26 protein-coding genes and 3 tRNA genes are annotated in these 24,215 nt (G+C 71.1%); 16 read left to right on the top strand and 13 right to left on the bottom strand.

The window, feature by feature from the left end; all coding sequences use genetic code 11:
• The first annotated feature begins 52 nt into the window (after positions 1-52).
• The 8 genes from AB0O48_RS14600 to AB0O48_RS14565 all read left to right on the top strand — a co-directional run bounded on the left by AB0O48_RS14600 (position 53) and on the right by AB0O48_RS14565 (position 5,602).
• Positions 53-1,195, top strand: coding sequence for a polyprenyl synthetase family protein (locus AB0O48_RS14600; protein ID WP_357243603.1), 1,143 nt, complete (start codon positions 53-55; stop codon positions 1,193-1,195).
• A gap of 28 nt (positions 1,196-1,223) precedes the next feature.
• Positions 1,224-2,705, top strand: a complete 1,482-nt coding sequence (gene crtI / locus AB0O48_RS14595; RefSeq protein ID WP_357571685.1) for a phytoene desaturase family protein — start codon at positions 1,224-1,226, stop codon at positions 2,703-2,705.
• The gene (gene idi, locus AB0O48_RS14590) at positions 2,702-3,310 is read left to right on the top strand and encodes an isopentenyl-diphosphate Delta-isomerase (protein ID WP_357243597.1); all 609 of its coding nucleotides are present in this window, start codon (positions 2,702-2,704) and stop codon (positions 3,308-3,310) included. The genes crtI and idi overlap by 4 nt, the downstream gene beginning before the upstream one ends.
• Positions 3,300-4,244: a MerR family transcriptional regulator gene (locus tag AB0O48_RS14585; RefSeq protein ID WP_357571751.1), complete on the top strand. Its 945-nt coding sequence runs from the start codon at positions 3,300-3,302 to the stop codon at positions 4,242-4,244. Before idi ends, AB0O48_RS14585 begins: the two co-directional genes overlap by 11 nt.
• 73 nt (positions 4,245-4,317) lie before the next feature.
• Positions 4,318-5,097, top strand: coding sequence for a polysaccharide deacetylase family protein (locus AB0O48_RS14580; RefSeq protein ID WP_357571684.1), 780 nt, complete (start codon positions 4,318-4,320; stop codon positions 5,095-5,097).
• 154 nt (positions 5,098-5,251) lie between these two features.
• Positions 5,252-5,324 (top strand) — tRNA-Glu (locus tag AB0O48_RS14575).
• A gap of 31 nt (positions 5,325-5,355) precedes the next feature.
• Positions 5,356-5,429: transfer RNA gene (locus AB0O48_RS14570), tRNA-Asp, on the top strand.
• Between the two features lie 99 nt (positions 5,430-5,528).
• Positions 5,529-5,602 (top strand) — tRNA-Phe (locus AB0O48_RS14565).
• A gap of 198 nt (positions 5,603-5,800) precedes the next feature.
• On the opposite strand, the gene AB0O48_RS14560 is transcribed toward AB0O48_RS14565, so the two are convergent.
• Positions 5,801-6,850 carry a hypothetical protein gene (locus AB0O48_RS14560; protein WP_365065729.1) on the bottom strand — a complete coding sequence of 350 codons (1,050 nt, stop codon included), beginning with the start codon at positions 6,848-6,850 and terminating at the stop codon, positions 5,801-5,803.
• A gap of 166 nt (positions 6,851-7,016) precedes the next feature.
• On the opposite strand from AB0O48_RS14560, the gene AB0O48_RS14555 reads away from it, so the two are divergent.
• Complete coding sequence (locus AB0O48_RS14555) at positions 7,017-7,544, top strand: SRPBCC family protein (protein ID WP_357571682.1); 528 nt, start codon at positions 7,017-7,019, stop codon at positions 7,542-7,544.
• Between the two features lie 61 nt (positions 7,545-7,605).
• On the opposite strand, the gene AB0O48_RS14550 is transcribed toward AB0O48_RS14555, so the two are convergent.
• On the bottom strand, positions 7,606-8,313 hold the full coding sequence (locus AB0O48_RS14550) for a DUF2786 domain-containing protein (protein ID WP_365065725.1): 708 nt from the start codon (positions 8,311-8,313) through the stop codon (positions 7,606-7,608).
• Positions 8,314-8,439: 126 nt separating this feature from the next.
• Between AB0O48_RS14550 and AB0O48_RS14545 the strand changes: the two genes are divergently transcribed.
• Entirely contained in the window at positions 8,440-8,880 is a 441-nt protein-coding gene (locus tag AB0O48_RS14545; RefSeq protein WP_357571681.1) for a hypothetical protein, read from the top strand.
• A gap of 53 nt (positions 8,881-8,933) precedes the next feature.
• On the opposite strand, the gene AB0O48_RS14540 is transcribed toward AB0O48_RS14545, so the two are convergent.
• Positions 8,934-9,323 carry a hypothetical protein gene (locus tag AB0O48_RS14540; protein WP_357243579.1) on the bottom strand — a complete coding sequence of 130 codons (390 nt, stop codon included), beginning with the start codon at positions 9,321-9,323 and terminating at the stop codon, positions 8,934-8,936.
• A gap of 156 nt (positions 9,324-9,479) precedes the next feature.
• On the opposite strand from AB0O48_RS14540, the gene AB0O48_RS14535 reads away from it, so the two are divergent.
• The gene (locus AB0O48_RS14535) at positions 9,480-10,823 is read left to right on the top strand and encodes an ABC transporter substrate-binding protein (RefSeq protein WP_357243576.1); all 1,344 of its coding nucleotides are present in this window, start codon (positions 9,480-9,482) and stop codon (positions 10,821-10,823) included.
• 65 nt (positions 10,824-10,888) lie between these two features.
• On the opposite strand, the gene AB0O48_RS14530 is transcribed toward AB0O48_RS14535, so the two are convergent.
• Positions 10,889-11,641 (bottom strand): enoyl-CoA hydratase/isomerase family protein, encoded by a 753-nt coding sequence (locus AB0O48_RS14530; RefSeq protein WP_357243573.1) that lies wholly within the window; start codon positions 11,639-11,641, stop codon positions 10,889-10,891.
• The gene (locus AB0O48_RS14525; RefSeq protein ID WP_357243569.1) at positions 11,638-12,495 is read right to left on the bottom strand and encodes a 3-hydroxyacyl-CoA dehydrogenase family protein; all 858 of its coding nucleotides are present in this window, start codon (positions 12,493-12,495) and stop codon (positions 11,638-11,640) included. The genes AB0O48_RS14530 and AB0O48_RS14525 overlap by 4 nt, the downstream gene beginning before the upstream one ends.
• Positions 12,496-12,671: 176 nt before the next feature.
• Between AB0O48_RS14525 and AB0O48_RS14520 the strand changes: the two genes are divergently transcribed.
• Positions 12,672-12,959 (top strand): hypothetical protein, encoded by a 288-nt coding sequence (locus AB0O48_RS14520; RefSeq protein WP_357243566.1) that lies wholly within the window; start codon positions 12,672-12,674, stop codon positions 12,957-12,959.
• Between the two features lie 43 nt (positions 12,960-13,002).
• Here AB0O48_RS14520 and AB0O48_RS14515 read toward each other — a convergent pair whose 3' ends face one another.
• Positions 13,003-13,782: a class I SAM-dependent methyltransferase gene (locus AB0O48_RS14515; RefSeq protein ID WP_357571680.1), complete on the bottom strand. Its 780-nt coding sequence runs from the start codon at positions 13,780-13,782 to the stop codon at positions 13,003-13,005.
• A gap of 54 nt (positions 13,783-13,836) precedes the next feature.
• On the opposite strand from AB0O48_RS14515, the gene AB0O48_RS14510 reads away from it, so the two are divergent.
• On the top strand, positions 13,837-14,232 hold the full coding sequence (locus tag AB0O48_RS14510; protein ID WP_357243560.1) for a PPOX class F420-dependent oxidoreductase: 396 nt from the start codon (positions 13,837-13,839) through the stop codon (positions 14,230-14,232).
• A 103-nt stretch (positions 14,233-14,335) separates the two neighbouring features.
• Here the strand turns inward: AB0O48_RS14510 and AB0O48_RS14505 are convergent, their stop codons facing one another.
• Both AB0O48_RS14505 and AB0O48_RS14500 read right to left on the bottom strand, forming a co-directional pair.
• The gene (locus AB0O48_RS14505; RefSeq protein ID WP_007073996.1) at positions 14,336-14,545 is read right to left on the bottom strand and encodes a BldC family transcriptional regulator; all 210 of its coding nucleotides are present in this window, start codon (positions 14,543-14,545) and stop codon (positions 14,336-14,338) included.
• 250 nt (positions 14,546-14,795) lie between these two features.
• Positions 14,796-15,635 carry a hypothetical protein gene (locus AB0O48_RS14500; protein ID WP_357243557.1) on the bottom strand — a complete coding sequence of 280 codons (840 nt, stop codon included), beginning with the start codon at positions 15,633-15,635 and terminating at the stop codon, positions 14,796-14,798.
• A 192-nt stretch (positions 15,636-15,827) separates the two neighbouring features.
• Between AB0O48_RS14500 and AB0O48_RS14495 the strand changes: the two genes are divergently transcribed.
• Positions 15,828-16,910 carry a Glu/Leu/Phe/Val dehydrogenase gene (locus AB0O48_RS14495; protein ID WP_357243554.1) on the top strand — a complete coding sequence of 361 codons (1,083 nt, stop codon included), beginning with the start codon at positions 15,828-15,830 and terminating at the stop codon, positions 16,908-16,910.
• Positions 16,911-17,211: 301 nt separating this feature from the next.
• Positions 17,212-17,427: a DUF3073 domain-containing protein gene (locus AB0O48_RS14490; protein WP_357243551.1), complete on the top strand. Its 216-nt coding sequence runs from the start codon at positions 17,212-17,214 to the stop codon at positions 17,425-17,427.
• A gap of 136 nt (positions 17,428-17,563) precedes the next feature.
• On the opposite strand, the gene amcA is transcribed toward AB0O48_RS14490, so the two are convergent.
• From amcA to AB0O48_RS14465, 5 genes are all read right to left on the bottom strand, one after another.
• Positions 17,564-17,791, bottom strand: a complete 228-nt coding sequence (gene amcA / locus AB0O48_RS14485; RefSeq protein WP_357243548.1) for a multiple cyclophane-containing RiPP AmcA — start codon at positions 17,789-17,791, stop codon at positions 17,564-17,566.
• Positions 17,760-18,863 (bottom strand): cyclophane-forming radical SAM peptide maturase AmcB, encoded by a 1,104-nt coding sequence (gene amcB / locus AB0O48_RS14480; RefSeq protein ID WP_357571750.1) that lies wholly within the window; start codon positions 18,861-18,863, stop codon positions 17,760-17,762. The genes amcA and amcB overlap by 32 nt, the downstream gene beginning before the upstream one ends.
• 126 nt (positions 18,864-18,989) lie before the next feature.
• Positions 18,990-20,144: a phosphoribosylformylglycinamidine cyclo-ligase gene (gene purM, locus AB0O48_RS14475; RefSeq protein WP_357243545.1), complete on the bottom strand. Its 1,155-nt coding sequence runs from the start codon at positions 20,142-20,144 to the stop codon at positions 18,990-18,992.
• Between the two features lie 59 nt (positions 20,145-20,203).
• Entirely contained in the window at positions 20,204-21,742 is a 1,539-nt protein-coding gene (gene purF, locus AB0O48_RS14470; RefSeq protein WP_357243542.1) for an amidophosphoribosyltransferase, read from the bottom strand.
• Positions 21,743-21,908: 166 nt separating this feature from the next.
• Complete coding sequence (locus AB0O48_RS14465) at positions 21,909-22,262, bottom strand: sterol carrier family protein (RefSeq protein ID WP_357243539.1); 354 nt, start codon at positions 22,260-22,262, stop codon at positions 21,909-21,911.
• A gap of 161 nt (positions 22,263-22,423) precedes the next feature.
• Between AB0O48_RS14465 and AB0O48_RS14460 the strand changes: the two genes are divergently transcribed.
• Positions 22,424-24,215, top strand: a 1,792-nt coding sequence (locus AB0O48_RS14460) for a hypothetical protein (protein WP_365065712.1), incomplete at its 3' end; no start/stop codon positions are given.

Below are 24,215 nucleotides of genomic sequence, written 5' to 3'. Positions count from 1 at the left end.
TTTATCGACGCACCAATCGACGCAACTCGTAGCCTAGGGTACGCTCAGCCGCATGGCCAACGACGCAGTTGCGGGCAATGCGACTCGTGTGGCGGCGGCAGAGCCGGTCGACCGGGACGACCCGGTCCAGGCCGTTCTGGCCGCGTACACCCATGAGCTGGTCACGGCCGTCGAGGAGACCCTGACGGCCTTCCTCGCCACCGAGGTCGACTCCCTGAGCGAGATCGACGCCTCGATGGGCGCCTTCGCCGCCTCCGCGCGAGAGGCCGTCCTGGTGGGCGGCAAGCGGATCCGGCCCACGTTCGCCTACTGGGGCTGGCGCGGGGCGGTCGGCGGCGACGAGGCCCTGTCACCCGTGCTGCCCGCGCTGGCCGCGCTGGAGTTGCTGCACACCTTCGCCCTGGTGCACGACGACGTGATGGACGCCTCCACCACCCGTCGCGGCCGGCCCACCGCACACGTCGCCCTCGCCGACCAGCACGTCCAGGCCGGCCACCGCGGTGATCCCGGGCGGTTCGGCGAGGCCGTCGCCGTGCTCATCGGCGACCTCTGCATGGTCTGGGCCGACCAGTTGCTGGCCCACGCCACCGTGCCACCGGCCCGACTGTTCGAGGTGCGCCGCTGCTACGACCAGATGCGGGTGGAGACGGTCGCCGGGCAATACCTCGACGTGCTCGGCGAGAACGATCCGGCCAGCTGGTCGGTCGATCGGGCGCTGCGGGTGGCTCGTTACAAGACCGCCAGCTACACCGTCCAGCGCCCACTGCTCTTCGGTGCCTGCCTGGCCGGGGTGCCCGCGAACGACCCACTGGTCTCCGCGTACACCCGCTACGGCCTCGCCGTCGGCGAGGCGTTCCAGCTCCGCGACGACCTGCTCGGCGTCTACGGCGATCCGGCCGCCACCGGTAAGCCGGCCGGTGACGACCTGCGCACCGGTAAGCCGACCGCGCTGCTCATGCTGGCTCGGGAGTTGGCCACGCCGGCCCAGCTGAGCGCGTTGGAGCGGGCTGGCGACGAACCGGTCGACCGGCTCGCCGAACTGGTGGCCGAGACCGGCGCGGTGGCGCGGGTGGAGCGGATGATCGCCGAGCGGGTGAGCGACGCGCTGGCCACGCTCGACGCCGCACCCGTGGACCGGACGGCGCGGACCGCGCTGACCGGTCTGGCCACCGCCGCCGCCAACCGGCGGGCCTGATGAGCGACTTGAGCAAGGAGGTGGTCACGTGCGGACGGTGACAGGACGGACGGACCGGGTGGTGGTCGTCGGCGCCGGGCTGGGCGGGCTCGCCTGCGCGCTGCACCTGGCCGGCAGCGGTCGACAGGTGACCGTGCTGGAGCGTGAGCCGGTGCCCGGCGGGCGGGCCGGACGCCTCGGCGTGGACGGCTACGAGTTCGACACCGGCCCGACCGTGCTCACCATGCCCGACCTGATCGCCGAGGCGCTCGGCGCGGTCGGCGAGGAGTTGCACGACTGGCTCGACCTGACCCCGCTCGACCCTGCCTACCGGGCGTACTACCCGGACGGCTCGACCCTGGACGTACTCACCGACACCACCCGGATGGCCGCCGAGATCTCCCGGGTCTGCGGGCCGCGCGAGGCCGACGGTTATCTGCGCTTCGTCGAGTACGCCCGCGAGCTGTGGCGGCTGGAGCGGACCGACTTCATCGAGCGCAACCTGGACGCGCCGACCGACCTGATCACCGGCAACCTGCTCAAACTGCTCGGCGGCGGGGCCTTCCGGCGACTTCAGACGAAGATCAACCAGTTCTTCCGGGACCCGCGTACCCAGCGGATCTTCTCCTTCCAGGCCATGTACGCCGGCCTCGCACCGCACGACGCGCTCGCCATCTACGCGGTCATCGCGTACCTCGACTCGGTGGCGGGGGTCTACTTCCCACGCGGCGGCATCCACGCGGTCTCCAAAGCCATGGCGGGCGCCGCCGAGAAGCACGGCGTGCAGATCCGGTACGACACCACGGTGACCCGGGTGGAGACCGCGAACGGCCGTGCCACGGGTGTGCTCACCGCCGACGGCGAGCTGGTGCGGGCGGACGTGGTGGTGCTCAACCCCGACCTGCCGGTCGCCTACCGGGACCTGCTCCCCGCCGCGCCACGGCGCCGGCTCACCTACTCGCCGTCCTGCGTGGTTCTGCACGTCGGCTCCCGGCAGGGCTATGCGAAGATCGCCCATCACAACATCCATTTTGGACGCGCGTGGAAGGGCACCTTCGATGAGGTCATCCGGCGGGGCGAGCTGATGACCGACCCGTCGCTGTTGGTGACCAACCCGAGTCGGACCGACCCGTCGGTGGCCCCACCGGACCGGCACACCTACTACGTGCTCGCCCCGGTGCCCAACCTGCACCGGGCCCCGTTCGACTGGCGCGGCGACCTGACCCAGCGCTACAGCGACCAACTGATCGGCACCCTGGAGGAACGCGGTTACGTCGGTTTCGGTGCCGGCGTCGAGGTGCTGCGGGCCATCACCCCCGCCGAGTGGGAGGAGCAGGGGATGGCCGCGGGCACCCCGTTCGCCGCCGCGCACACCCTCTTCCAGACCGGCCCGTTCCGCCCGTCGAACCTGCACCGCGACCTGCCGAACGTGGTCTTCGTCGGCTCCGGCACCCAGCCCGGGGTGGGCGTACCGATGGTGCTCATCTCCGGCAAGCTCGCCGCCGGCCGAATCAGTGGGGAGATTCGATGAAGAGTCGAGAGGAACACCTGGTCGAGCTCGTCGACGAGACCGGCAAGGCCCACGGCGAGTTGACCGTCGCAGCCGCACACCAGCCCCCGGGGCAACTACACCGGGCCTTCTCGGTGCTGTTGGTGGACCCGGACGGTCAGGTGCTGCTCCAACGCCGGGCTGCCGTCAAGACCCGTTTCCCGCTGCGCTGGGCCAACTCCTGCTGCGGCCACCCCCAGCCGGGCGAGTCACTCGCCGAGGCGGCCAATCGGCGCCTGCGCGAGGAGTTGGGCGCGGGCCCGGTCGAGTTGACCGAGGTCGGCGTCTACGTCTACTACGCCGAGGACCCCGCCACCGGTCGGGTCGAATTCGAGTACGACCACGTGCTGCGGGGCGATTTCCTGCCCGCGGCCCCCCTACTGCCGGACCCGGACGAGGTTGCCGAGCTGCGGTGGGCCGACCCCGCCGCCCTCGAAGCCGACCTGGATCGCGACCCCCGGTCGTACGCGCCCTGGCTGGGCGGGGTGGTGAGCCGGCTACTGCGCCCCTCGGGCGCACCCGCTCCGGTCGTGCCCCCGCCCGGATCGTCGGCGGATGACACGGCGGAGCGGTCGGGTGGTCGATGAGGCGCTGAGCGCGGGCGCGGTCGCACGCCGGCTGGGGGTGGCGGTGACCACCCTGCGCACCTGGCATCAGCGCTACGGGCTCGGGCCCAGCGAGCACATCCCCGGCCACCACCGCCGGTACACGCCCACCGACCTGGCCCGCCTCGAGATCATGCGACGGCTCACCGCCGAGGGGGTGAGCCCCGCCGAGGCGGCCCGCTGGGCTCGCCAGGCACCGGAACCGGTGCCCACCGACACCGTCGCCCCAAGCCGGATCCATCGAGCGGGCCGGGACGGCGGCGGAACCATCCCGGTGGGCCGCGCCGGCCCGGCAGCCCGTGGGTTGGCCCGCGCCGCCATGCGGCTGGACGCGGCGGCGATCAGCGAGACGATCGCGCACGCCCTGGCGGCTGGCGGTGTCGTCGCCACCTGGGACGGCCTGCTGCGCCCGGTCCTCGCCGGCATCGGCGAACGCCACGCCGCCAACGCCGGCCTCATCGAGGTGGAACACCTGCTGTCCCGCTGCATCTCGGAGTCGTTCGCGGCGGCCAGTCGGGCCAAGGTTCCCACCGGACCGGCCCGCATCCTGCTCTCCTGCGCGGACGAGGAGCAGCACACCCTGCCGCTGGAGGCGTTGGCCGCCGCTCTCGCCGAGGCCGGGGCCAGCTACCGGACGCTGGGCGCCCGGGTGCCGGTCGCCGCCCTCCTGGAGGCGGTCAACCGGACCGGGCCGGCCGCTGTGGTGCTCTGGTCGCACACCCGGGCCACCGCCGACCCGGGTCAGCTCAGCGCGCTGCTGGCGGCACCGCGCCGCCCGTTGCTGGTGCTCGCCGCCGGGCCCGGTTGGCGAGCCGACACGGTGCCGGCGGGGGTGGTGCGGCCCATCGACCTGGCCGAGGCCGTCTCGCTCGCCGTCGCGGTTCGGGACTCGCTGGACCAGTCAAGGCGTGACTGACCGCACTGTCGCCCATATCGCGGCGTGAACTACCGTCGGGGGTCCGCCCACCCCGACCCCCGGGAGCGAGCAGATGCAAGCCCGCGCCGTTCTGGCGTCCGTCCTCGCCATGGCGCTGGTCTTGTCCGGATGCGCCCAGCCGGACCGCACCATCGCAGCCGCCGGCGCACCGCAGCCGGTGACATCGCCCACGCCCCCGGCGTCGCCGCACCCGACCGTCGCCAAGCCGCCCAAGCCCCCGTTGCGACCGTTGCCGGCCAAGCTCCCCGCCGGCCTGCGGCGCAACACCGGCGCGCGCCCGGTGGTCCTGACCTTCGATGACGGACCCAGCCCGGCCTGGACACCCAAGGTGCTCGACCAACTGAAGGCCTCCGGCGTGACGGCCACCTTCTGCGTCGTCGGTCGTGAGGTGCAGCGTCACCCGGAGTTGGTCCGTCGGATCGTCCGCGAGGGACACCAACTCTGCAACCACAGTTGGCGGCACGACCTCGACCTGGCTCGGCGACCGGTCGCCGAGATGAAGGCCGACCTGGAACGCACGAACAACGCCATCCGTGCCGCGGTTCCCGGGGCGAAGGTGCCCTTCTACCGGCAACCGGGCGGCAGGTGGACGGCGGAGGTGCTCGGGGCGGCGAAGGATCTCGGCATGCGCCCCCTGCACTGGTCGGTCGACCCCCAGGACTGGGACAAGCCGAACGCCGCCACGATCGGCAAGCGCGTCCACGCCGCCGCCCGCCCCGGCGCCATCGTGCTGCTGCACGACGGGGGCGGCAATCGGGCTGCGACGCTCGCCGCCTGCCCCCACCTGATCGCGGACCTGAAGCAGCGCTTCGGCATCGCCCGACTCCGCTAGACCACCTTTGACCTGCTGTTATGGCCCGATCCGAACCCCTGCCGATACCGATTTTGTTCACCGACCAGGCATCACGTATGCTTTCCAAGCCTCCGGCGGGGCCGGATGGGAGCAAGTCCGCTTGAAGTTGCAAATGTGCAATGATGGCGGGGCCGCCCTCATCGTCTAGCGGCCCAGGACGCCGCCCTTTCAAGGCGGTAGCACGGGTTCGAATCCCGTTGGGGGCACGACCGGCGCAAGCCGGAGCAACACAAGCTAGGTCCTGTGGAGCAGTTGGAGTGCTCGCCGCCCTGTCAAGGCGGAGGTCGCGGGTTCAAGTCCCGTCAGGACCGCAGCGCTGACGCCGCGCCTCGCGCGGCGTTCTGCGTATCGGAGCATGTCTCCCTACCGCCGGTTCGTCCGGTTGTTGGGTAACATGGTCCGAGCGACACGGCCAGGTAGCTCAGTTGGTACGAGCGTCCGACTGAAAATCGGAAGGTCGGCGGTTCGACCCCGCCCCTGGCCACATAGCCTTTCGCCGGGCTACAGAGGTCCCCACCAGCGGAAACGCAGGTGGGGATCTTGCTGTTCCGGCGCCTTTCTCGGCGGCCCGCCGAAATGTGATCGGCTCGACTTCCCGGAATCGGGGCGTCCGAGTCGGCGGAACACCGCGCGCCAAAATCGATGGGATCATGGGCCGGTGGCGGGGCCGAGCGCACGACCATCAGTCGTCGCGGCCCTGCTGGCGGTGCTGCGCCACACCGGTCTGGATCGCCTCCCACACGCTGCGCCCGGCCTGCCGCAGCGTCTCCCCCGCCTGCTCGGCGAGCTGCGCAGCGCTCTGCGCCGCGGCCTGCGCCCCACCCAGAGGACCACCGCCGCCGTCACCGGCTCCGGACGTGCTCGGGCCGGCGGCGGGCGATGTACCGGGTCGGTTGCGCCCCTGCCCGGTCGACGACTCCGCCTCGGTGCCCCGACCCGCCCCGGACGGTCGCTTCCCGTCATCCGAACCTGCCGGCCGTTGCCCTTCCGGGTGGTGCCGCTCCCCGTGTCGCCGGCCGATCGGGTAGTGGCCCGGCATTCCGCCGGACTCCGGTCGTACGTGATCCCCCGGCCGAGGGCCACCGGTTGGGGACCCGGGTCCCCCAGCGCGGGGTCCCGGTCCACCAGCGTGCGGCTCAGAGCTTCCGGCAGGTGGCCCCGAGCCCGGCCGACCCGCTCCCGGCCGACCCATTCCCGGGCGGTTGCCGCGCACTCGGTCGCCGCCCGACTGGTCGGCGTCCACCCGACCGGCGCCCTCCCGGACCGGGCCGACGACGGTGCCGGCAGTGCCCCCCTGCTGGCCCGGCCCGCCGAGTACGCCGTCGGAGCGGCGCACCGACGTCTCGACCGCCCCGGCCCCGTGTGCTGCCTGCTGTGCGGCACGGTCCACGCCGTCGAGGGTGGTGCCAGCCGTCCGAGCGAGCGCCTCGATGATCTGCGGGTTGTGATCGAGGGTGTCGAGTGCTCGTCCGAGAATCGTGGTCAACTGCTCCAACCGCACCCGCAACTGCGCCTCGGCGTGTACCCCGTTGATGTCCAGTTCACCGCTGTTCAGGCGCACACGTACGCCGGCGTCGACCTGGATCAGGTTGGCCACCCGGGCTCGCAGCGACAGGTCAGCGTCCAAGCCGTCGACCGCCACCCGGATCGAGTCGACGGAGACCTTCGGAATGTCGAGCAGGACGTCCGGGTCGACCCGGTCCGGCTCCCGCTGCTGCGCGCTCTCGCCCATGCTCTCCCGCCCGCCTGCACACCGGCCCGGTCGTCCGGGCCGTTCGGCGCGGTTACCCGCTTTCCGGCCGGGCATCCCGTCCGTGGGGCATCGACCGACGACATGTCCGGAACCGGGCATCGCACGAAGCTGCACACGCGGGCATCAGCCGGTATGGTCCGGGCCTATGGGACAGGAAATGACTGATCCGGCCGACATCCGGCATGACGTCGACCAGTTCTCCTTACGGTGCCGCCTGCATGTCCCGAGTTCCGCCGAGCGCGCGTTCGCGGTCTTCGCCGACGAGCTGACCGACTGGTGGGTCACCGAATACACCTGGTCCGGCCCGGACGCGCTGGCCGAGCTGGGCATGGAGCCGCGGGCTGGCGGCATGCTCTACGAGATCGGCCCGTACGGCTTCCGCTCCGACTGGGGTCGGGTGCTCACCTGGGACCCGCCGCGCCGGTTGGTCTTCGTCTGGCAGATCGGCCCCGACCGGGCGCCGGTGCCGGACCCGGCCCGCGCGAGCGAGGTCGAGGTGCTGTTCCACAGCGAGGGGCCGGAGCGCACCCGGGTCGAGCTGGAGCACCGACACTTCGACCGGCATGGCGAGGCTGCCGAGGGATATCGCGAGGCGCTCACGGCCGGCTGGCACGAGTTGCTCACCCGCTACGTCGCGACGGTGTCACGCCACCAGCCCACCACCCCCGCCTGACCGTCCGCGCCACCAGCCCACCACCCCCACGGCCATCGGGGACCGAGCCTTCACACGGCCTTCAGTGGCCGAGTTGCCGGGCCGGCGTGGTGGCGCCGCCGAGGTCCCGACCACCCAGGTCCGCGTGGCGACCGGCCTCCGCCCCCGACCCGAAGCCGGTGCCGCCCAACCTGCGTGGCGGTGCGGTGCGCAGTCGCGGGTACTGCTCGGCGAGCCGCCGCTGCACCCGGTCGGAGCGGTCGGCCAGCACCAGCGCCACCGACGGGACCCCCGACTCGCTGGCCGCCGCCGTTTCCGCCGCCCAGAGCCGGCCTCCGATCACCTCCGCGAAACCGGCCAGCCAGGATCGGCGGAAGGCGGCGGGATGATCGTCGGCCGGCACCGCGGTGGCGGCCAGGCCGTGCGCCGCCTGCACGAGCAGTGAGGTGAAGAGCAGGTCCACCCGTTCCAGATCACTGGCGAAGCCGAACAGGTGCAGCGCGAAGCCGTTGCCCTGCCGGCGTCGTACGCAGCGGCAGCGCAGTGGTTCGGCGACCGCGGCGAGCAGGCCGACCTTGTCGCGGGCGTAGGGGGCGACGATGTCCAGGACCCGGTCGCCGACCGGGTCGGTGGTCGGGTCACGGGCGGCGAGCAGCGCTCGGTCCACGCCGTAGCGGGCGATCAGCTCGGTCGCCTTGGCGGTGAACGCCTCCGCCTCGGCGGGTGTGCAGGCCGGGTCCTCGGCCTGGGCGAGCAGCTTACGCACCTTGCTCAGTATGGCCTCGGACATGACTAAGAGCTATCACACGAGTCGGATGCCACCGGGGCCGCGCCACGATCAATCGATCGTTATCATCGTCACTGATCGATGATCAGTCCAATACGGACGGTCAGTCAACCGTTTCCGGAGGAACGCATGCCATCCCCAACCGCTCGACTGTTCGCCGTCGCCACGGCCACCGCACTGCTCTTCGCCAGCGCGCCCGCACAGGCCGAACCGACCGGATCGGTCGCACCTGTCACCGCCGGGCCGAACGCCTTCGCCCCGCTCGCCACCTGTTACGGCGGGGCGGTCCGGTCCTTCTTCCAGACCGGCCGCTACGGCGGCCAGGCCGGCCAGTTCCGCACCACGACCCGCTGTCGCGACATCAACGTCCGCAACGCGAGCGTGTACGCCACCGAGGCGTGCGTGATCTTCGTCGACAAGACCAGTGGCTGCAACTACTGGACCTACCTCCCGGCCAACTCGGACTGGACCACGGTGGCGACGAACGTCCGGGACGGGGTCAACTTCCAGGTCCGCTTCGAGAACCTGCGGTACGAGTACGAGCCGCTGATCGCCTACCACGCGTTCTGAGCGACCGTGCGGGCGCGGCGTCCGTTCCGCCGGACGTCGCGACCCCACGGCGGTCACCCGGCGCGGCTGCGCAGGGTGGCGATCGTCGAGCCGGCCAGGGTGAGCAGGCAGTCCGGGAGCAGCCCGTCGGCCGCCGCCGCACCGAACAGCGCCTCTCCGGTCGGTTCGTCCCGATTGGCGTACGCGCTGACGAAGCGGGCCACCCAGCGGGTGTCGTAGTCAGCCTGATCGATTCCCGGGAAGTCGAGCGCCGCCCCGCTGGCGGCTGGCGCGTCGCCGACCATCGTCGCGGCCAGGCACCAGGCCACCCCGTACGCGCCGCTCAGGCCGGCCCGGTCGACGACCGCGTCGAATGCTCCCACCACCGCGTCTCCATCTCCGGTCAGCGCCGAGCGGAGCACGGCGGTCGCGTCGTCGAACGTCTGCTGTGGTAGGTCCGTCACGCAGCGCACAGTAGGACTGGCGGTCAAGTGATCCCGACGACCGTCACTGTCCGTGTTCAACGCGAGCTACCTGCGCTTTACGCCACCTCCACGGTCCCGCCGATGGCCTCGGCACGCTAATGTGCGCAGCGGACCTTCGCCGGAGGAAGGACGACCATGTTCGTATCACGCCGCTCGCGGGTAGCCTCACTGGCTGCCTGCGCGACGATCCTGCTCGCCACAAGCGCTTGCGGGGATGACAAGGCCAAGGAGTCAAGCGCCCAACAGGTGCGCCTCTACGGCACGGACGGCAACATGCTCAACTCCTACCCAGCGGAGTTGAAGGAACGAGCGAGTCTGGTCGACGGAATGAAGGGCACCACGCCACTCGTACCGCTGCCCGAGGACTTCAAGAGTCGGCTGAAGACCGTCAATCCGGCGCTGACGGACTATGTGTACTCCGCCGAGACGTACGACGCGGTGGTCGTCGCCGTACTCGCCGCTCAGCTGGCCGGAAGCACCGACCCGGCTGCCATCGCGAAGCAGATCGTCGCCGTGACCAACGACGGGCAGCGCTGCGAGGACCCGGCGACGTGCCTCGCCATGGCCCGTAACGGGCAGGACGTCGAGTACCGCGGTGTCTCGCTGACGCGGGCGGGCTTCACCGACAAGGGTGAGCCGGCCACCGCGAGCTACGCGACCCTGACCTTCGACGGGCAGCAGATCAACGACGGCAAGACCGAGTTCGTCGGCGCGGGTATCGAATCGGCGGCGAGCACCAAGACGCCGCCGAAGCCGAAGAAGCAGCGGCCGACCGTGGACCCCGACCAGCAGCCGCTGATCCTGGGCGGCCTGCTGCCGAAGACCGGTGACCTGTCGATCGCCTACCCGCCGATGGCGGCCGGCGCCGCGCTGGCGATCCGCGAGATCAACGCCGCAGGTGGCGCACTGGGCAAGCCGGTGACGTGGGTGGACGGCGACGACGGCACCAACCCGGCGGTGGCCAAGGCGACTGTGGCCAGGCACGTGACCGAGGGCGTCAGCGTGATCATCGGCGCGGGCGGTTCGGGCATCTCCCGGGCGGTGCTGCCGGACGTGGTGCAGGCCGGGAAGATCCTCTTCTCCCCCTCCAACACCGACAGCAGCCTGACCGACGTGGACGACGGGGGCCTCTACTTCCGCACGGCGCCGCCGGACAGCCTCCAGGGTCGGGCGCTGGCCGACGTCATCCTCCGCGACGGATCGCAGAAGATCGTCATCGTCGCCCGCAAGGACTCCTACGGTGAGGGCCTGCAGGGCACCGTGCGTGACGAGCTGGACAAGGCCGGCATCACCAGCGACCGCCTCAAGCTGCTCACCTACGAGCCGCCCGCCGACGCCAAGGCTCCCCCGGTGGACTTCTCCGGCGGCGCCAAGGAGATCAAGGACTTCGGCGCGGACGCCGTACTGATCATCGGCTTCGGTGAGTCGGCCTCGGTGATCCGTTCGCTGGCCGACAGCGGAGTGCAGATCCGGCAGTAACACCACCACAGGCGAGAACGGCCGCACCGATGCGAGCGTCGGTGCGGCCGTTTCGTTTGCGGGAATCACCGCGGCCGACGGCGCTCCAGGAACTCGGTCATCCGCCGGTGCTTCTCCTCGTCCTCGAAGAGCACCGCCTGACTGACCAGGTCGAGGTGAGGGTGCGCGGCGGCCGGCGCGTCCACCGCCAGCTTGGTCAGCCGCAGCGCCAGCGGGGAGCCCAGGGCGATCTCGTCCAGCACCGCGTGCGCCACCGTGAGCAGCTCGTCGGGCTCGTCCACCACCTGGTTCACCAGGCCGATGCGCAGCGCCTCCGCGGCGTCCACCCGCCGGCCGGTGAAGAGCAGCTCCTTGGCCCGGCCCTCACCGATCAACGCCGGCAGCCGGTGAGTCGCGCCCGCGCCGGCCAGGATCCCCAACCGCACCTCCGGCTGACCGAAGACCGCGCGCGCCGTGCACACCCGCAGATCGCAGGCGTACGCCAGTTCGGCGCCACCGCCCAGCGCCGGGCCGTCGACGGCGGCCACCGTGGGCATCGGCAACGCCCGGATCCGCGCGAAGGCGGCGGAATTGATCGCGGCCAGGGCGTCCGTGCGACCCCGCTCCCGGAGCTGGGCGATGTCGGCGCCACCGGCGAAGATGCCCGCCGTCCCACCGGTGAGCAGCAGCAGCCGGGGCCGCGCTTCCAACTCGGCGCAGACCTGGTGCAGCTCGGCGATCAGGTCAGCGTCGATGGCGTTGCGCTTCTCCGGCCGATCCAGGGTCACCACCAGCCGGTCCGGCCGCTCCTCGATTCGCAGCCCGCTCGTCGCGCTCACTGCTTGACCCCGCCGTTCCACTCGTAGAAGCCGTGCCCCGACTTCTTGCCCAGCCGCCCCTCGTCCACCATCTCCACGAGCAGTGGCGGCGGCGCGAAGCGGTCCCCGTACGCGGCCTGGAGGGTGCGGGCGATGTCCAGCCGTACGTCGAGGCCGACCAGGTCGGTGAGCTCCAACGGGCCGATCGGGTGCCGGTAGCCGAGCACCATCGCCTTGTCGATGTCGGCGGGGCTGGCCACCCCGTCGGCGACCATCCGGATCGCCTCCAGCCCGAGGGTGACCCCGAGTCGGGAGGTGGCGAAGCCGGGCAGGTCGCGTACGACGACGGGGTCCTTGCCCAACCGGCCGGCGAGCGCGACGGCCGCGGCGGTGGTCTCCTCGGCGGTGGCCGGGCCGACCACGATCTCCAGGAGGGCCATGGCCCAGACCGGGTTGAAGAAGTGCAGGCCGAGGAAGCGCTCGGGCGCGTCCAACCCGGCGGCCAGGTCACCGATGGCGATGCTTGAGGTGTTGCTGGCCAGCAGCGCCGGGCGCAGCGCCGCGGCGTCGCGCAGCACCGCCCGCTTCAGGTCCAGCCGCTCCGGCACCGCCTCCACGATCACCTCGGGGGCCGGGGCGACCTCGGCGAGCGCCGGCCGCAGCGTGACCCGCTGCCGGTGCGTGGCGGCCTCGTCGGCGCTCAGCTTTCCGCGTTGCACGGCCCGTTCCCACAGCTCGGCGAGCCGGTTCTGCGCGGCCCTGCCCCGCTCCGGGTCCACCTCGACCAGTTCGACCGTGTGCCCGGCCCCGGCCGCCACGTACGCGATGCCGAGCCCCATCGTGCCGGCACCGACGACCACGAAACGTCCGCTCATCACGCCTCCCTGTCCCGCCGGCCGGCGCGCGGGGTCCCCGCCACACCGAGCTGGGTGTTTCGCCTGCTCCGCTCGCTCATGTTGCGACCCTAGACAGCTCGACGATCCGGCCCATGCTTGGGGGAGCGCGGGATCGGGTAATGACGGCCCGTCAATCGAGGGAAGGACCAGTCGACATGAGCCAGGCACCGGAGAGCGTCACCGACTCCGCGATCGTGGAGACCCGGGGCGACGAGCGGGTCGAGCTGCTGCGCGCGGACACCAACAACGACGGCAAGACCGATGTGTGGGTGGTGGACACCGACGGCGACGGCAAGGCCGACCTGTTCCAGTTCGACACCGACGGTGACGGCAAGGTGGACATCACCATGGTCGACATCGACGAGGACGGCCAACCGGACGAGGTGGTCGACGGCGACGGCGGCCTCCCGCCCGAGCAGCTCCCCCCGACCGTCCAGGTCTGAGCGGTACGACGGCCCCTGCGCCCGCCGGCGCAGGGGCCGTCGCTCATTCGGCGAGGCGCAGGGTGGCCAGGTAGTAGGGGGCGTCCCGATCATCCACGTCGGTCAGCCGCCAGCCGGTGCCGTGCACCAGCGCGGCGAACTCGTCGGCCGAACAAACCAGGTAGTCGAACCATTCGGTGCTCAGCTCGCGGTAGCGCAGCCGGAGCCGGAGTTGACCGCCGAGCCGGCCCCGCCGGCGGTTGCGCTCGTGGTAGCTGGTGTGCAGCGGGTCGCGGGTGCCGTACGGGTCGGTGCCGTGCGCGATGATCTGCGCACCCGGTCGGGCCAGCGCGGCGAGCGCGGCCAGGAACTTGGGAGCGTGCTCCCGCCCCTCGAACAGCCCGAGGTTGTTGCCGAGCAGCAGGAACGTGTCGTACCGCCGTCCGTCGGCGACGTGGGTGTCGACGGTGCCGTGCACCAGCCGTCGGACGCCACGACGCCGGCTGACCGCCAGCGCACCCGCGGAGGTGTCCAGCCCGGTGACCGGTACCCCGCGCTCCTGGAGCAGTAGCGCGATCCGGCCGGCGCCGGTGCCGATGTCGAGCGTCTCGCCGCGTACCCGGTCCACGGCCCGGTGGTCGTACGGCTGCCACTCCTGCGGCCCGTCCAGGTAGTGCGCGGCCGGGGCGCCGTTGATCAGACCGTCGTCCCGCTCGATGATCTCGATGACCGGCCGGGGTAGTCGGCCGCCGACAAGCGGTCGCGGACCCACCCCGGTGGCCACGGCAAGCGTGTCCCGCAGCAGTTCGCCGATCACGTCACCGATTTGAGGCTCGCCCGTCACGGCGTTCACGCTATCTGTCCACTCGGCGGCCGGTGGCGGCCGTATCCTGGCGGCGTGACGACGCTGGACCGGCTGTCCGCCGAGAAGTATCTGCTGCTCACGACCTTCCGCAAGGATGGTCGGGCGGTGCCGACCCCGGTCTGGGCGGTCCGCGACGGTGAGGCGCTGGCGGTCTGGACCGGGGCCGACTCGGGCAAGGTCAAACGGATCCGCAACAACGGCAAGGTGACCGTGGCGCCCTGTGACGTGCGGGGGCGTCCACACGGGGCGGAGGTGTCAGCTCACGCCACGATCTACGGCGGCGGTGACACCGGTCGGGTTCGTGATCTGCTCAAGCACAAGTACCGGCTGATCGGCCGGCTGAGCCTGCTGGGCAGCCGCTTGCGCCGCGGCGAGGGCGGCACGGTCGGCATCCGCCTGACGCTGACCGAGGACCCGCGCCGAGGGTGACGCCGGCCTCGGGCGGCGCTGAGGTCGGTCATACCTGGCCCCGGCCATGGAAAGGGGCGGTGGATCGAGATCCACCGCCCCTGACCGGAAAAACTGGAGCCGCTCAGTCGCCCTGCCGTTGCTGCGGGATCTGACCCTGCAGCAACGCCCTGACCTCCGACTCGCGGTATCGACGGTGGCCACCCAGAGTGCGGATGGCGCTGAGCTTGCCCGCCTTGGCCCACCGGGTCACCGTCTTCGGGTCGACACGGAACATCGACGCCACCTCGGCCGGCGTGAGTAGCGGCTCTGGTTCGTGCGTTCGCGATGCCATCGGTCACTCCTCCACATGTATAGACATCGGCCGGGGTCCCGCCGGCCGACGCGTCTCCCATGGTCCGGCTAGTCCCCGATGTCCGACATGGGCCGAACGGATGAAGGTCCCTAGACGGACGGATGAACCATGCCCGATTTTTACGACTTTTACACGGCAGAATCTATCTTAATGGGACTCATGATCACGGTTCGTGATGCGTCGACTACGAGCACACTTCACCTTGGGAGCGCTCCTACGGGCATTTGCCCTAGTTGCACCGCTCCAGCAGCTGCACCGCACGCCACCGGGCCACCAGTTTGTCGTACGCGGCGGACGCCTCCTCCGCCTCACCCCGCGACAGCCCCGCCAGGCCCTCGGCGACCAGCTCGGGCGAGTCGTCCGCCGCGAGAGTCTCGTCGGGAAGCAGGTCGACCAGGCCGCCGTAGTCCAGTTCGACCACCGACCGAGGATGGAACTCCTCCAGCCAACGAGCCGCCTCCTCCACCGCCTCGGTGATCGGCGCCTCGCCCACCGACTTGCGCAGGACGGACAGCGCCCGGGACGACCGACGGCGGGCCTTGGAGATCTCCGTGCGGTAGCGCAGCGCCCGGCGACCGGGCTGGGTGACCAGGTCCCGCTCGGCCGGCTCGAAGAGCACGAACCAGCGCAGCGGCACGCCCCACGTGGCGATCTGCTCGTGCACCCGGGGCACCCCGTGCTCCAGCACCCGGGCACCACTGCGCCAGTCGTCGATCACCGCCCTGGCCTGCCCGGCCAGCACCGGCGGCACGAAGGCGTCGGCGAGCACCGGGGGCACCCCGTCCCGGGCGCTGAGCGCCGCCTCAGCGACCCGGATCCGCAGGTTCCAGGGGCAGACCAGCAGACTGTCGTCCGTCTCCAGGACGTACGCCTCCTCCGGCAGGTCCGGCAGTCGGGTCCAGCCAGCGCCCAGCGCCTCGATCACCGCCGTCCGCTGCCGGCCGGGACCCTCGACCGGAGCCACCGCCCGCCCCTCGGAGACATAGCGACGCCAGTAGCTCTGCCGGTCTCGGTCGAAGGCGGTCAGCGGTTCGTACACGCGCAGGTAAGAAGCGAAGAGCGACGGCACGGCGCGATCCTCCCACGAACCGCACCCGTACGCGGTCAGCAGCCGGACCACGCGCGCCGCAACGTGGGACGGCGGCGGCGCGTCGAGCGCTCGCAGGGCGGCCGATACTAGGCTCGATCACACCGGCAGCATCCCGCCGGCGTCCACCCGGTCCGCGTCCCACAAGGGCGCACACCACTCCAGGAGCCAACAATGGGTGTATTCGCGAGCACCGACGACCCGGTATCGACAGGTCACGAACAGGTCGTGTTCTGCCAGGACAAGCAGAGCGGCCTGAAGGCGATCATCGGGATCTACTCCACCGCGCTGGGGCCGGCGCTCGGCGGCACCCGCTTCTACCCGTACGACAGCGAGGACGACGCCCTCGCCGACGTGCTCGACCTGTCGCGCGGGATGGCGTACAAGAACGCGCTCGCCGGGCTGGACCTGGGCGGCGGCAAGGCCGTCATCTGGGGTGACCCGGAGCAGATCAAGAGCGAGGCGCTGCTGCGCGCGTACGGACGCTTCGTGGAGTCGCTGGGCGGTCGCTACTACACCGCCTGTGACGTCGGCACGTACGTGGCGGACATGGACGTCGTGGCCCGGGAGACCCGCTACGTGACCGGGCGCAGCGTGGAGCACGGTGGTGCCGGCGACTCGTCGATCCTCACTGCCTGGGGTGTCTTCCAGGGCATGCGGGCGGCCGCCGAGCACGTCTGGGGCACTCCGAGCCTGCGGGGCCGGCGGGTCGGGGTGGCCGGGTTGGGCAAGGTCGGCAAGTACCTCACCGGGCACCTGCTCGAAGACGGCGCCGAGGTGGTCGCCACCGACGTCAACCCGAAGGCGCTGGCGTGGGTGCGTACCAACCACCCGCAGGTCACCCTTCTGGACGACGTCAGCGCGCTGGCCGCCGCGGACATCGACGTGTACGCGCCCTGTGCGCTGGGCGGCGCCCTGAACGACGAGAGCGTGCCGGCGCTGCGCGCCAAGGTGGTGGCCGGCGCGGCGAACAACCAGCTCGCCCACCCGGGCATCGAGAAGCTGCTCGCCGACCGGGGCATCCTCTACACCCCGGACTACGTCGTCAACGCGGGCGGCGTCATCCAGGTGGCCGACGAGATCGAGGGCTTCAACTTCGAGCGGGCGAAGCTGCGGGCGACCCGGATCTACGACACCACGCGCGAGATCCTGCGCCTGGCTGACGCCGAGGGCGTGCCGCCGGCGGTGGCCGCGGACCGGCTGGCGGAGCGGCGGATGGCGGACATCGGCCGGCTGCGCGGGATCCACCTGCGCTGAGCGTTCCCGGAGGCCGGATCGACGGGATCCGCCTCCGGGCCTCCCGGGCCGGCTCGCCTGGGTAAGCTGACGTCGGGTCAACTTTGATGCGGTTTGTCCGGTGTCACGGGTGCTAACCGATCCGCTCCTTACCCGGTACACTGGGTGACGGCCGGATCGACGCGACGCGCAGAGCCGGCTGACGGTAACCCGAGGTGCCGAACGGTGGCATCCCCATGTACCGTAAGAGCCACGAGAGATGCCTGACGTCATCGGGGCCCGCCTTCGGGCTGCCCCGCATTCTGTGCGAGGGGGTCGAGCCATGGGGCGCGGCCGTGCTAAGGCCAAGCAGACGAAGGTGGCCCGGGAGTTGAAGTACCACTCCCCGAACACCGACCTCACCGCCTTGCAGCGCGAACTGGCGGGTGCTGGTAAGTCTGAGCACCACTTCGACGACAACTCGAAAGAGTCCGTCGACGACGATGATGAGGATCACGCGGACGACGACCCGGATCCCTGGGTCCGTCCGACCCGCTGACCTCTCGACGCAACTGAGCACGCGGTAAGTCCGCGTGCTCACGCACGTTCCGTGCAGGTGTAGTAGCCGACGATCAGGGGCCTGACCCGACCGGAGTGACTCCGGTCGCCCGACAGGCCCCCGATCGTGGCTCACCTCAGCGTGGGCGATTGTTCCAGTTGTAGAACGTCGGGATGTTCTCGAAGTGGTTCCAGGCGCAGACCGCGCTGGCGCCGTCGCTTCCCGAAACCTCCGAGCGCAGCCTCCGCGCGTCTTCGGCCTCCTGCAACAGCGCGACGAGCGCGGGACCCGCCTCCCGCACCCGTTCGGTGACGCCGTCGTCCGCTTCGCGCTCAGGGCGCCGGTGACTGGTGGTCTCGGGCATGCTCCAACACTCCCTCCAATAGGCGGATCTTGCTGTTGCGGCAGTGCTCGGTCTCCGTACCGTCAAAACGCCCCAGCTCGAAGTAACGGTTGGCGGCGTGGCCACCCCCGCAGAAACCGAAGTACGGGCAGGACACCCGGCAGGCCTCCACCCCGGCCAGGAACTCGCCGACCCACGGCGTCGCCGCGGCACCGGCGATGATCTCCGCCAGCGGGGTCCGCAGCACGTTGCCGCTGCTGAAGTCGCCGTAGCGAGGGTCGCTGAAGCCGGCCAACTCCGGGGACAGCACGATCACCGAGCCGTCGTGACCGATCGTCGGGATCGGGTCCAGGTGGCGGGGCAGCACCCCGTCCGCCGAGTTGTCGAGCACGGCCGCGGCGTAGCGCAGCGACCACTCGATCTCGCGCAGGTGGATCCGGGGATCCCGACGCCAGGCCGCGACCAACTCGGCCCAGAAGCCGGTCACCGCAGCCGGGTCGTGGCTGTTGTCGCGGGTGTTGACCCCCTCGGTCTCCTCGATGTTGACGCCCAACACGTCGCAACCCAGGTCGAGGAAGTAGTCGTACAGCTCGGTGGCGAGCCCCGGCTCCGGCCGGGACACCACCGCCAGCGCGGAGAACGGCAGGCCGTGCCGACGCAGCGCGTCGACGCCCCGCAGGATCCGGTCGTACGCCGGCTGGCCGCCCCGGTTGACCCGGTCACCGTTGCGCGACCGGGGACCGTCGACGCTCACGCTCACCCGCATCTCGTGCCTGGTGAAGAAGTCACACCAGTCGTCGTCGATCAGGGTGGCGTTGGTCTGCACGTGATGTTCGACGTCGGGCCCGAACGGTGCCATCAGGTCGGCCAGGTGCTCCCGGCCGGCCGCCAGCGGCTCACCGCCGTGCCAGACCACCGAGAACCGGCCCGCCGCCGCCCAGGGGTTGACCGCCGCCGCGACCGCTGCGGCCACCGTCACCGGCATCCGCCGGTCGGCGGCCCGAAACGGCAGGTAGCAGTACGTGCAGTCGAGGTTGCAGAGGGTGGTCGGCTGCATGACGACGTACGACGGGACGGCCGCCAGACCGCGCATCCCGCTGAACGACTGTCCCCGAGCAGCCATCGCCCTCCTCCGCCAAGCCTGAGCCCTTCAGGCTAGGCGGCATTGGCCACTCGGGTGAAGCCCTGATCAGGTGCCCGTACGATCACCAGCGCGTGATCAGCCGCGGGTGTGCTGACCGACCATCTGCACGTTGCCGGTGCCCTCGATGATCTCGCCGGCCTGCCACGCCTCGACCCCACGGCCGGTGAGCGTGGCCAACGCGCGGTCAGCATCCTCCGCCGACACGATCGCGAACATGCCGACACCCATGTTGAAGGTCGACTCCATGTCGTGGTCGTCGATGCGACCCTTCGACTGGATCAGGTCGAAGATCGGCTGCGGCTTCCACGTGGACCGGTTGACCACCGCGTCGACGTGCTCCGGCAGCACCCGGACCAGGTTGCCGGGGATGCCGCCGCCGGTGATGTGGGACAGCGCCCGCACCTCCGCCTCGGCGATCAGCTTGAGGCAGTCCTTGGCGTAGATCTTGGTCGGGGTGAGCAGCTCCTCGCCGAGGGTCCGCTGCCGACCGAAGTCGTCGATCACGATGTCGAGTCGCATCCGGGCCGCACCGAGCAGCACGTGCCGGACCAGCGAGTAGCCGTTGGAGTGCAGGCCGGAGGAGCGCATGGCGATCACCGCGTCGCCCACCTCGACCCGCTCCGGGCTGAGGATGTCGGCTTCCTCGACCACGCCGACACCGGTCGCGGAGATGTCGTACTCGTCCGGGCGGAGCACGCCGGGGTGCTCGGCGGTCTCCCCGCCCAGCAGCGCGCAGCCGGCGTAGCGGCAACCGTCGGCGATGCCCGCGCCGATCTCGGCGACCTTGTCCGGCACGACCTCGCCGGTGGCGATGTAGTCGAGCAGGAACAGCGGCTCGGCACCACAGGCCACCAGGTCGTCGACGACCATCGCGACCAGGTCGATGCCGACGGTGTCGTGGATGTCCATCTGCTGGGCGATAACCAGCTTGGTGCCCACCCCGTCGGTGGAGGACGCCAGGATCGGGCTCTTGTACTTCTTCGTGTCCAGCCGGAACAGGCCGGCGAACCCACCGAGGTCACCCATCACCTCAGGGCGGCGGGTCTGGCGCACCTTCGACTTGAGCAGTTCCACCGCGCGGTCGCCCGCGTCGATGGAAACTCCGGCGTCGGCGTACGAAACCGAGCGTTTGCGGGCCTGCCGGCTGGTGCCGGCAGTCCAGGGCTGTCGGTCGCCGCCGGCGCCGGTCGGGCTGCTTCCTGCGCCGTTGCGCTCGGACACGTGCGTCACGGTTCTCCCCTTTGGTTCTCGGTGCCGCGCCGACGGTGGCCGGGCCGCGCCGGTTGGTGCTACGGGCGGTTTGCGGTAACGCCACCCGGAGTGGCGACGGACGAGCCGTTTGTGTGCGGGGCTTCCGGCGCCGAGTTCGTGACCCGTCGACCCACCCCTTCGAGCACGTGCTTGCCGATCAGGTTGCCGGCCGGCAACTCGATCGGGTACTCCCCATCGAAACATGCCCGACACAGCCGGGTCTTCGGCTGCTCGGTTGCGGCGATCAGGCCGGGAAGGGAAACGTAACCCAGCGTGTCGGCGCCGATGGAGCGCCGGATGCCGTCGTTGTCCAACCCGTTGGCCAGCAGCTCCGCCCGGGTGGCGAAGTCGATGCCGTAGAAGCACGGCCAACTGACGGGCGGGGAGGAGATCCGGACGTGCACCTCCAGCGCCCCCGCCTCACGCAGCATCCGGACGATGGCGCGCTGGGTGTTACCCCGGACGATCGAGTCGTCCACGACCACCAAGCGCTTGCCCCGGACGTTCTCCCGCAGCGGGTTGAGCTTGAGGCGGATGCCGAGCTGACGCAGGGTCTGCGACGGCTGGATGAAGGTGCGACCCACGTACGGGTTCTTCATGAGGCCGGCGCCGTAGGTGATGCCGGACGCCTCCGCGTAGCCGATCGCGGCCGGGGTGCCGGACTCCGGCACCGGGATCACCAGGTCGGCCTCGACCGGGTGCTCCTTGGCCAACTGTCGACCGATCTGCACGCGGGCCGCGTGGACGTTGCGCCCGGCGATCGTGGCGTCCGGACGGGCGATGTAGACGTACTCGAAGAGGCAGCCCTTCGGCTCGGGCGCGGCGAACCGGGTGGAGCGCAGCCCGTTCTCGTCGATCGCGATCAGCTCGCCCGGCTCGACCTCACGGACCACACTCGCACCGACGATGTCCAGGGCGGCCGTCTCGCTGGCCACCACCCACCCGCGCTCCAGGCGGCCGAGCACCAGCGGGCGGACGCCGTGCGGATCGCGGGCCGCGTAGAGGGTCGACTCGTCCATGAAGACGAAGCTGAACGCGCCGCGCAGCTGCGGCAGCACCTCCAGGGCGGCCGCCTCGACCGACAGATCCGGTCGGCCGGCGAGCAGCATCGTCACCAGGGAGGTGTCGTTCGTCGAACCGTCCGCGACGAGGCCGCGCTCGGCGACCTCCTTCTCCAACTCGGCGGTGTTGACCAGGTTGCCGTTGTGGGCCAGCGCGATGGTCGTACCGGAGGTGGTGGACCGGATCGTCGGCTGGGCGTTCTCCCAGTTGGACGCGCCGGTCGTGGAGTATCGGGCGTGCCCGATGGCCAGGTGGCCGCGCAGGCTCGCCAGGGTGGGCTCGTCGAAGACCTGGGCCACCAGGCCGAGGTCCTTGTAGACCACCACGCCGGAGCCATCGCTCACCGCGATGCCCGCCGCCTCCTGGCCGCGGTGTTGCAGGGCGTAGAGGCCGAAATAGGTCAGGTTGGCGACCTCTTCGCCGGGCGCCCAGACGCCGAAGACACCACAGGCGTCTTGGGGGCCAGGTCGTTGGGGGTCAAGGTCGTGGCTCAGCCGGCCGTCGCCTCGGGGCACCTACCGCTCCCTCATGCTGGTCTGGACCGGCTGGGCGGGATCACGGGCGGATCCACACTCGTCTGCCGGGACCACTCTCATCGCCTGACAGTGTACGCGAATCGCCATCGGCACAGATAGTCACGTTTCCCATGCTGAGCGTCACGGTGAGTAGGACATCAGACGATCAGAGGGGAAGATAGGCCGAGAGGTCCGCCCGGACGCCGCTCATCTGGACGCGACCCTCGGTGACCGCCTCCGCCCATCCGATCCGCCCGGTGGCCAACTCCAACCACGTGTCCGCAGCCATCTCGACCACGTTTGACGGGTTTCCCCTGGTGTGTCGAGGGCCGGGTACGCACTGGATCGCACCGTATGGTGGTACGCGCACCTCCACCGATCGGCCGGGGGCGCGCTCCGCGAGGATGGCCAACAACGACCGGACCGCCTCCCGGAACACCGGCCGTTCGGGTGTACGCCCCTCATCGAGCGCCGACAACGCGGCCGCAACGGCAGCGGACTTACTGTGCGGAGAGGACACGAAGGGACGATACGACCCGAAGGCCAGCCACCTGACGTTGGCCCTGGGTCGCGCCAATCCAGTTGGACAAGGCATAGTTGCCGACGGCGTATTCGAACCGTGATGATCCCCGGCCCGGCGCCCCGCCGGTCAGAGGGAAGTCAGCCCGGAAGGCGGTGGACGTGTCAACACACCGACGTGCCTGGAAGCAGCGGGCCGGTGTGGTCGTAGCGCTGGTTGCCGGCGCTCTGCTCGCCGTCCCCGCCACACCAGCAATGGCCGCCAAGATCAGCACAGCTGACAACTCGGCCACGATCGACGCGGGCAAGAGCAGCACCGTCAACGTGCTCGTCCGACCGGACCCGGACGAGAAGTCCGCGGACATCGACATCACCGACCTGCCCGATGGCGTCACCTGCGGGGGCTGCGGGCCGATCAACTTCGACTCGGCCGACCCGAAACCAGTGACGCTGACCCTGACGGCAGCGGGCGACGCGCCTGCGGCCAACGGCGCCTCGGCGAAGATCACGGTGTCGGGAGACGGTGGTTCCCGCACGCTCCGGGTCACCGTCAAGGCGGCCGCCGCGCCGCCGCCGCCGCAGACGCCGACCGTGCAGTCGGTCTCCGGCAAGGTGGTCGTCCAGGCCGACAGCAAGGCAGTGCCGAACGCGGTGGTCATGCTGCTGGACAGCACCGGCAAGCGCTTCGACACCACGAGCGACGGTAGCGGCAACTTCCGCTTCACCGGCACCACGGAGAAGCCGATCGCGCCGGGTCGGATCGACCTGGGTGCCACCTTCGACAACGTGCAGGCCCGCAAGACACTGACCGCCTCTGCCGGACAGGCCATCACCGGGCAACGGATCAGCCTCGCCATCAAGGTCGAGGGGACACCCACCCCCACGCCGTCCACCACCGCCGAGGTCACTCCCTCCGAGGAGCCGGCCGATGAGGGCGCGGGCGACCAGGCCGCCGACGACGCCAGCGCGGGCCCGCCGGCGAACGCCTCGAAGACCGAGGAAGGCGGCAACGGCGCGGGCTCGTACCTGATCATTCTGCTCGGTGGTCTGTTGGTGGCCGCCGGCGTGGGAACGATCGTCCTGCTCTGGATGAAGCGCAAGGAGAACGGCGGCGACGACGACGCCCCGGCTGCGGCTGGTGGCGGCGCTGTGGTGCCGCCGGCACGGGGCGGTTACCCCGGCCCCGACGACCAGGCCCGGATGGCCGGCGGCCGGCCCGTCGGCGGCGCGGACCCGACCATGGTCGGCGGTGCGGCGCTGAGCGAGGCACCGACGATGATGCACCGCCCGGTGGTCGACGACGTTCCACCGGACCCGTACGGCGCTCCGGCGCAGGCGTACGGCGGCGCGGGGCAGCAGGGGTGGGGCGGCGCCGGATACGGCGACGAGGCCGCGCCCGGCGGGTACGGGGCCGGCGGCTACGGCAACGCACCCGCGTCCGGTGGCGGCTACGGCTCCCCGGCAGGTGCCGAGGGCGGCTATGGTGCCGCTGACGGCTACGGTGCGGCACCGGGTTCTGGTGCTGGTTACGGCAACGCACCCGCCTCCGGTGGCGGCTACGGCAACGCACCCGCCTCCGGTGGCGGCTACGGCAATGCTCCCGCGTCCGGTGGCGGCTACGGCAACGCGCCGGCTTCCGGCGGTGGCTACGGCAGTCGCGACTACCCGGCCCAGCCCGGGGGGACCGCCGCCTACCCGCCCGCTCCCGCAGGCGGAGCGGCCTACGGCGAGCGGTACGACGAGCCGACCGGCCGGTACACCGGCGACAGCACCCAGTACCCGGCACCGGCCGACCCGTATGCCACGGGCGTCTACCAGCCGGAGCAGGGGCAGGGGTACGGCCAGCCCGATCCGGCTCCGTACGGCGGCGGTCGGGCCGCCGAGCCGACCGGAAGGTACGGCGGCCAGCAGGCCGGCGGGTACGAGCCGGGCGGCTACGGCCAACCGGCCGGCG

This window comes from Micromonospora sp. NPDC085948, assembly GCF_040686315.1.
Taxonomy (GTDB): domain Bacteria; phylum Actinomycetota; class Actinomycetes; order Mycobacteriales; family Micromonosporaceae; genus Micromonospora.
This window is presented reverse-complemented; position numbering and strand designations above follow the sequence as displayed.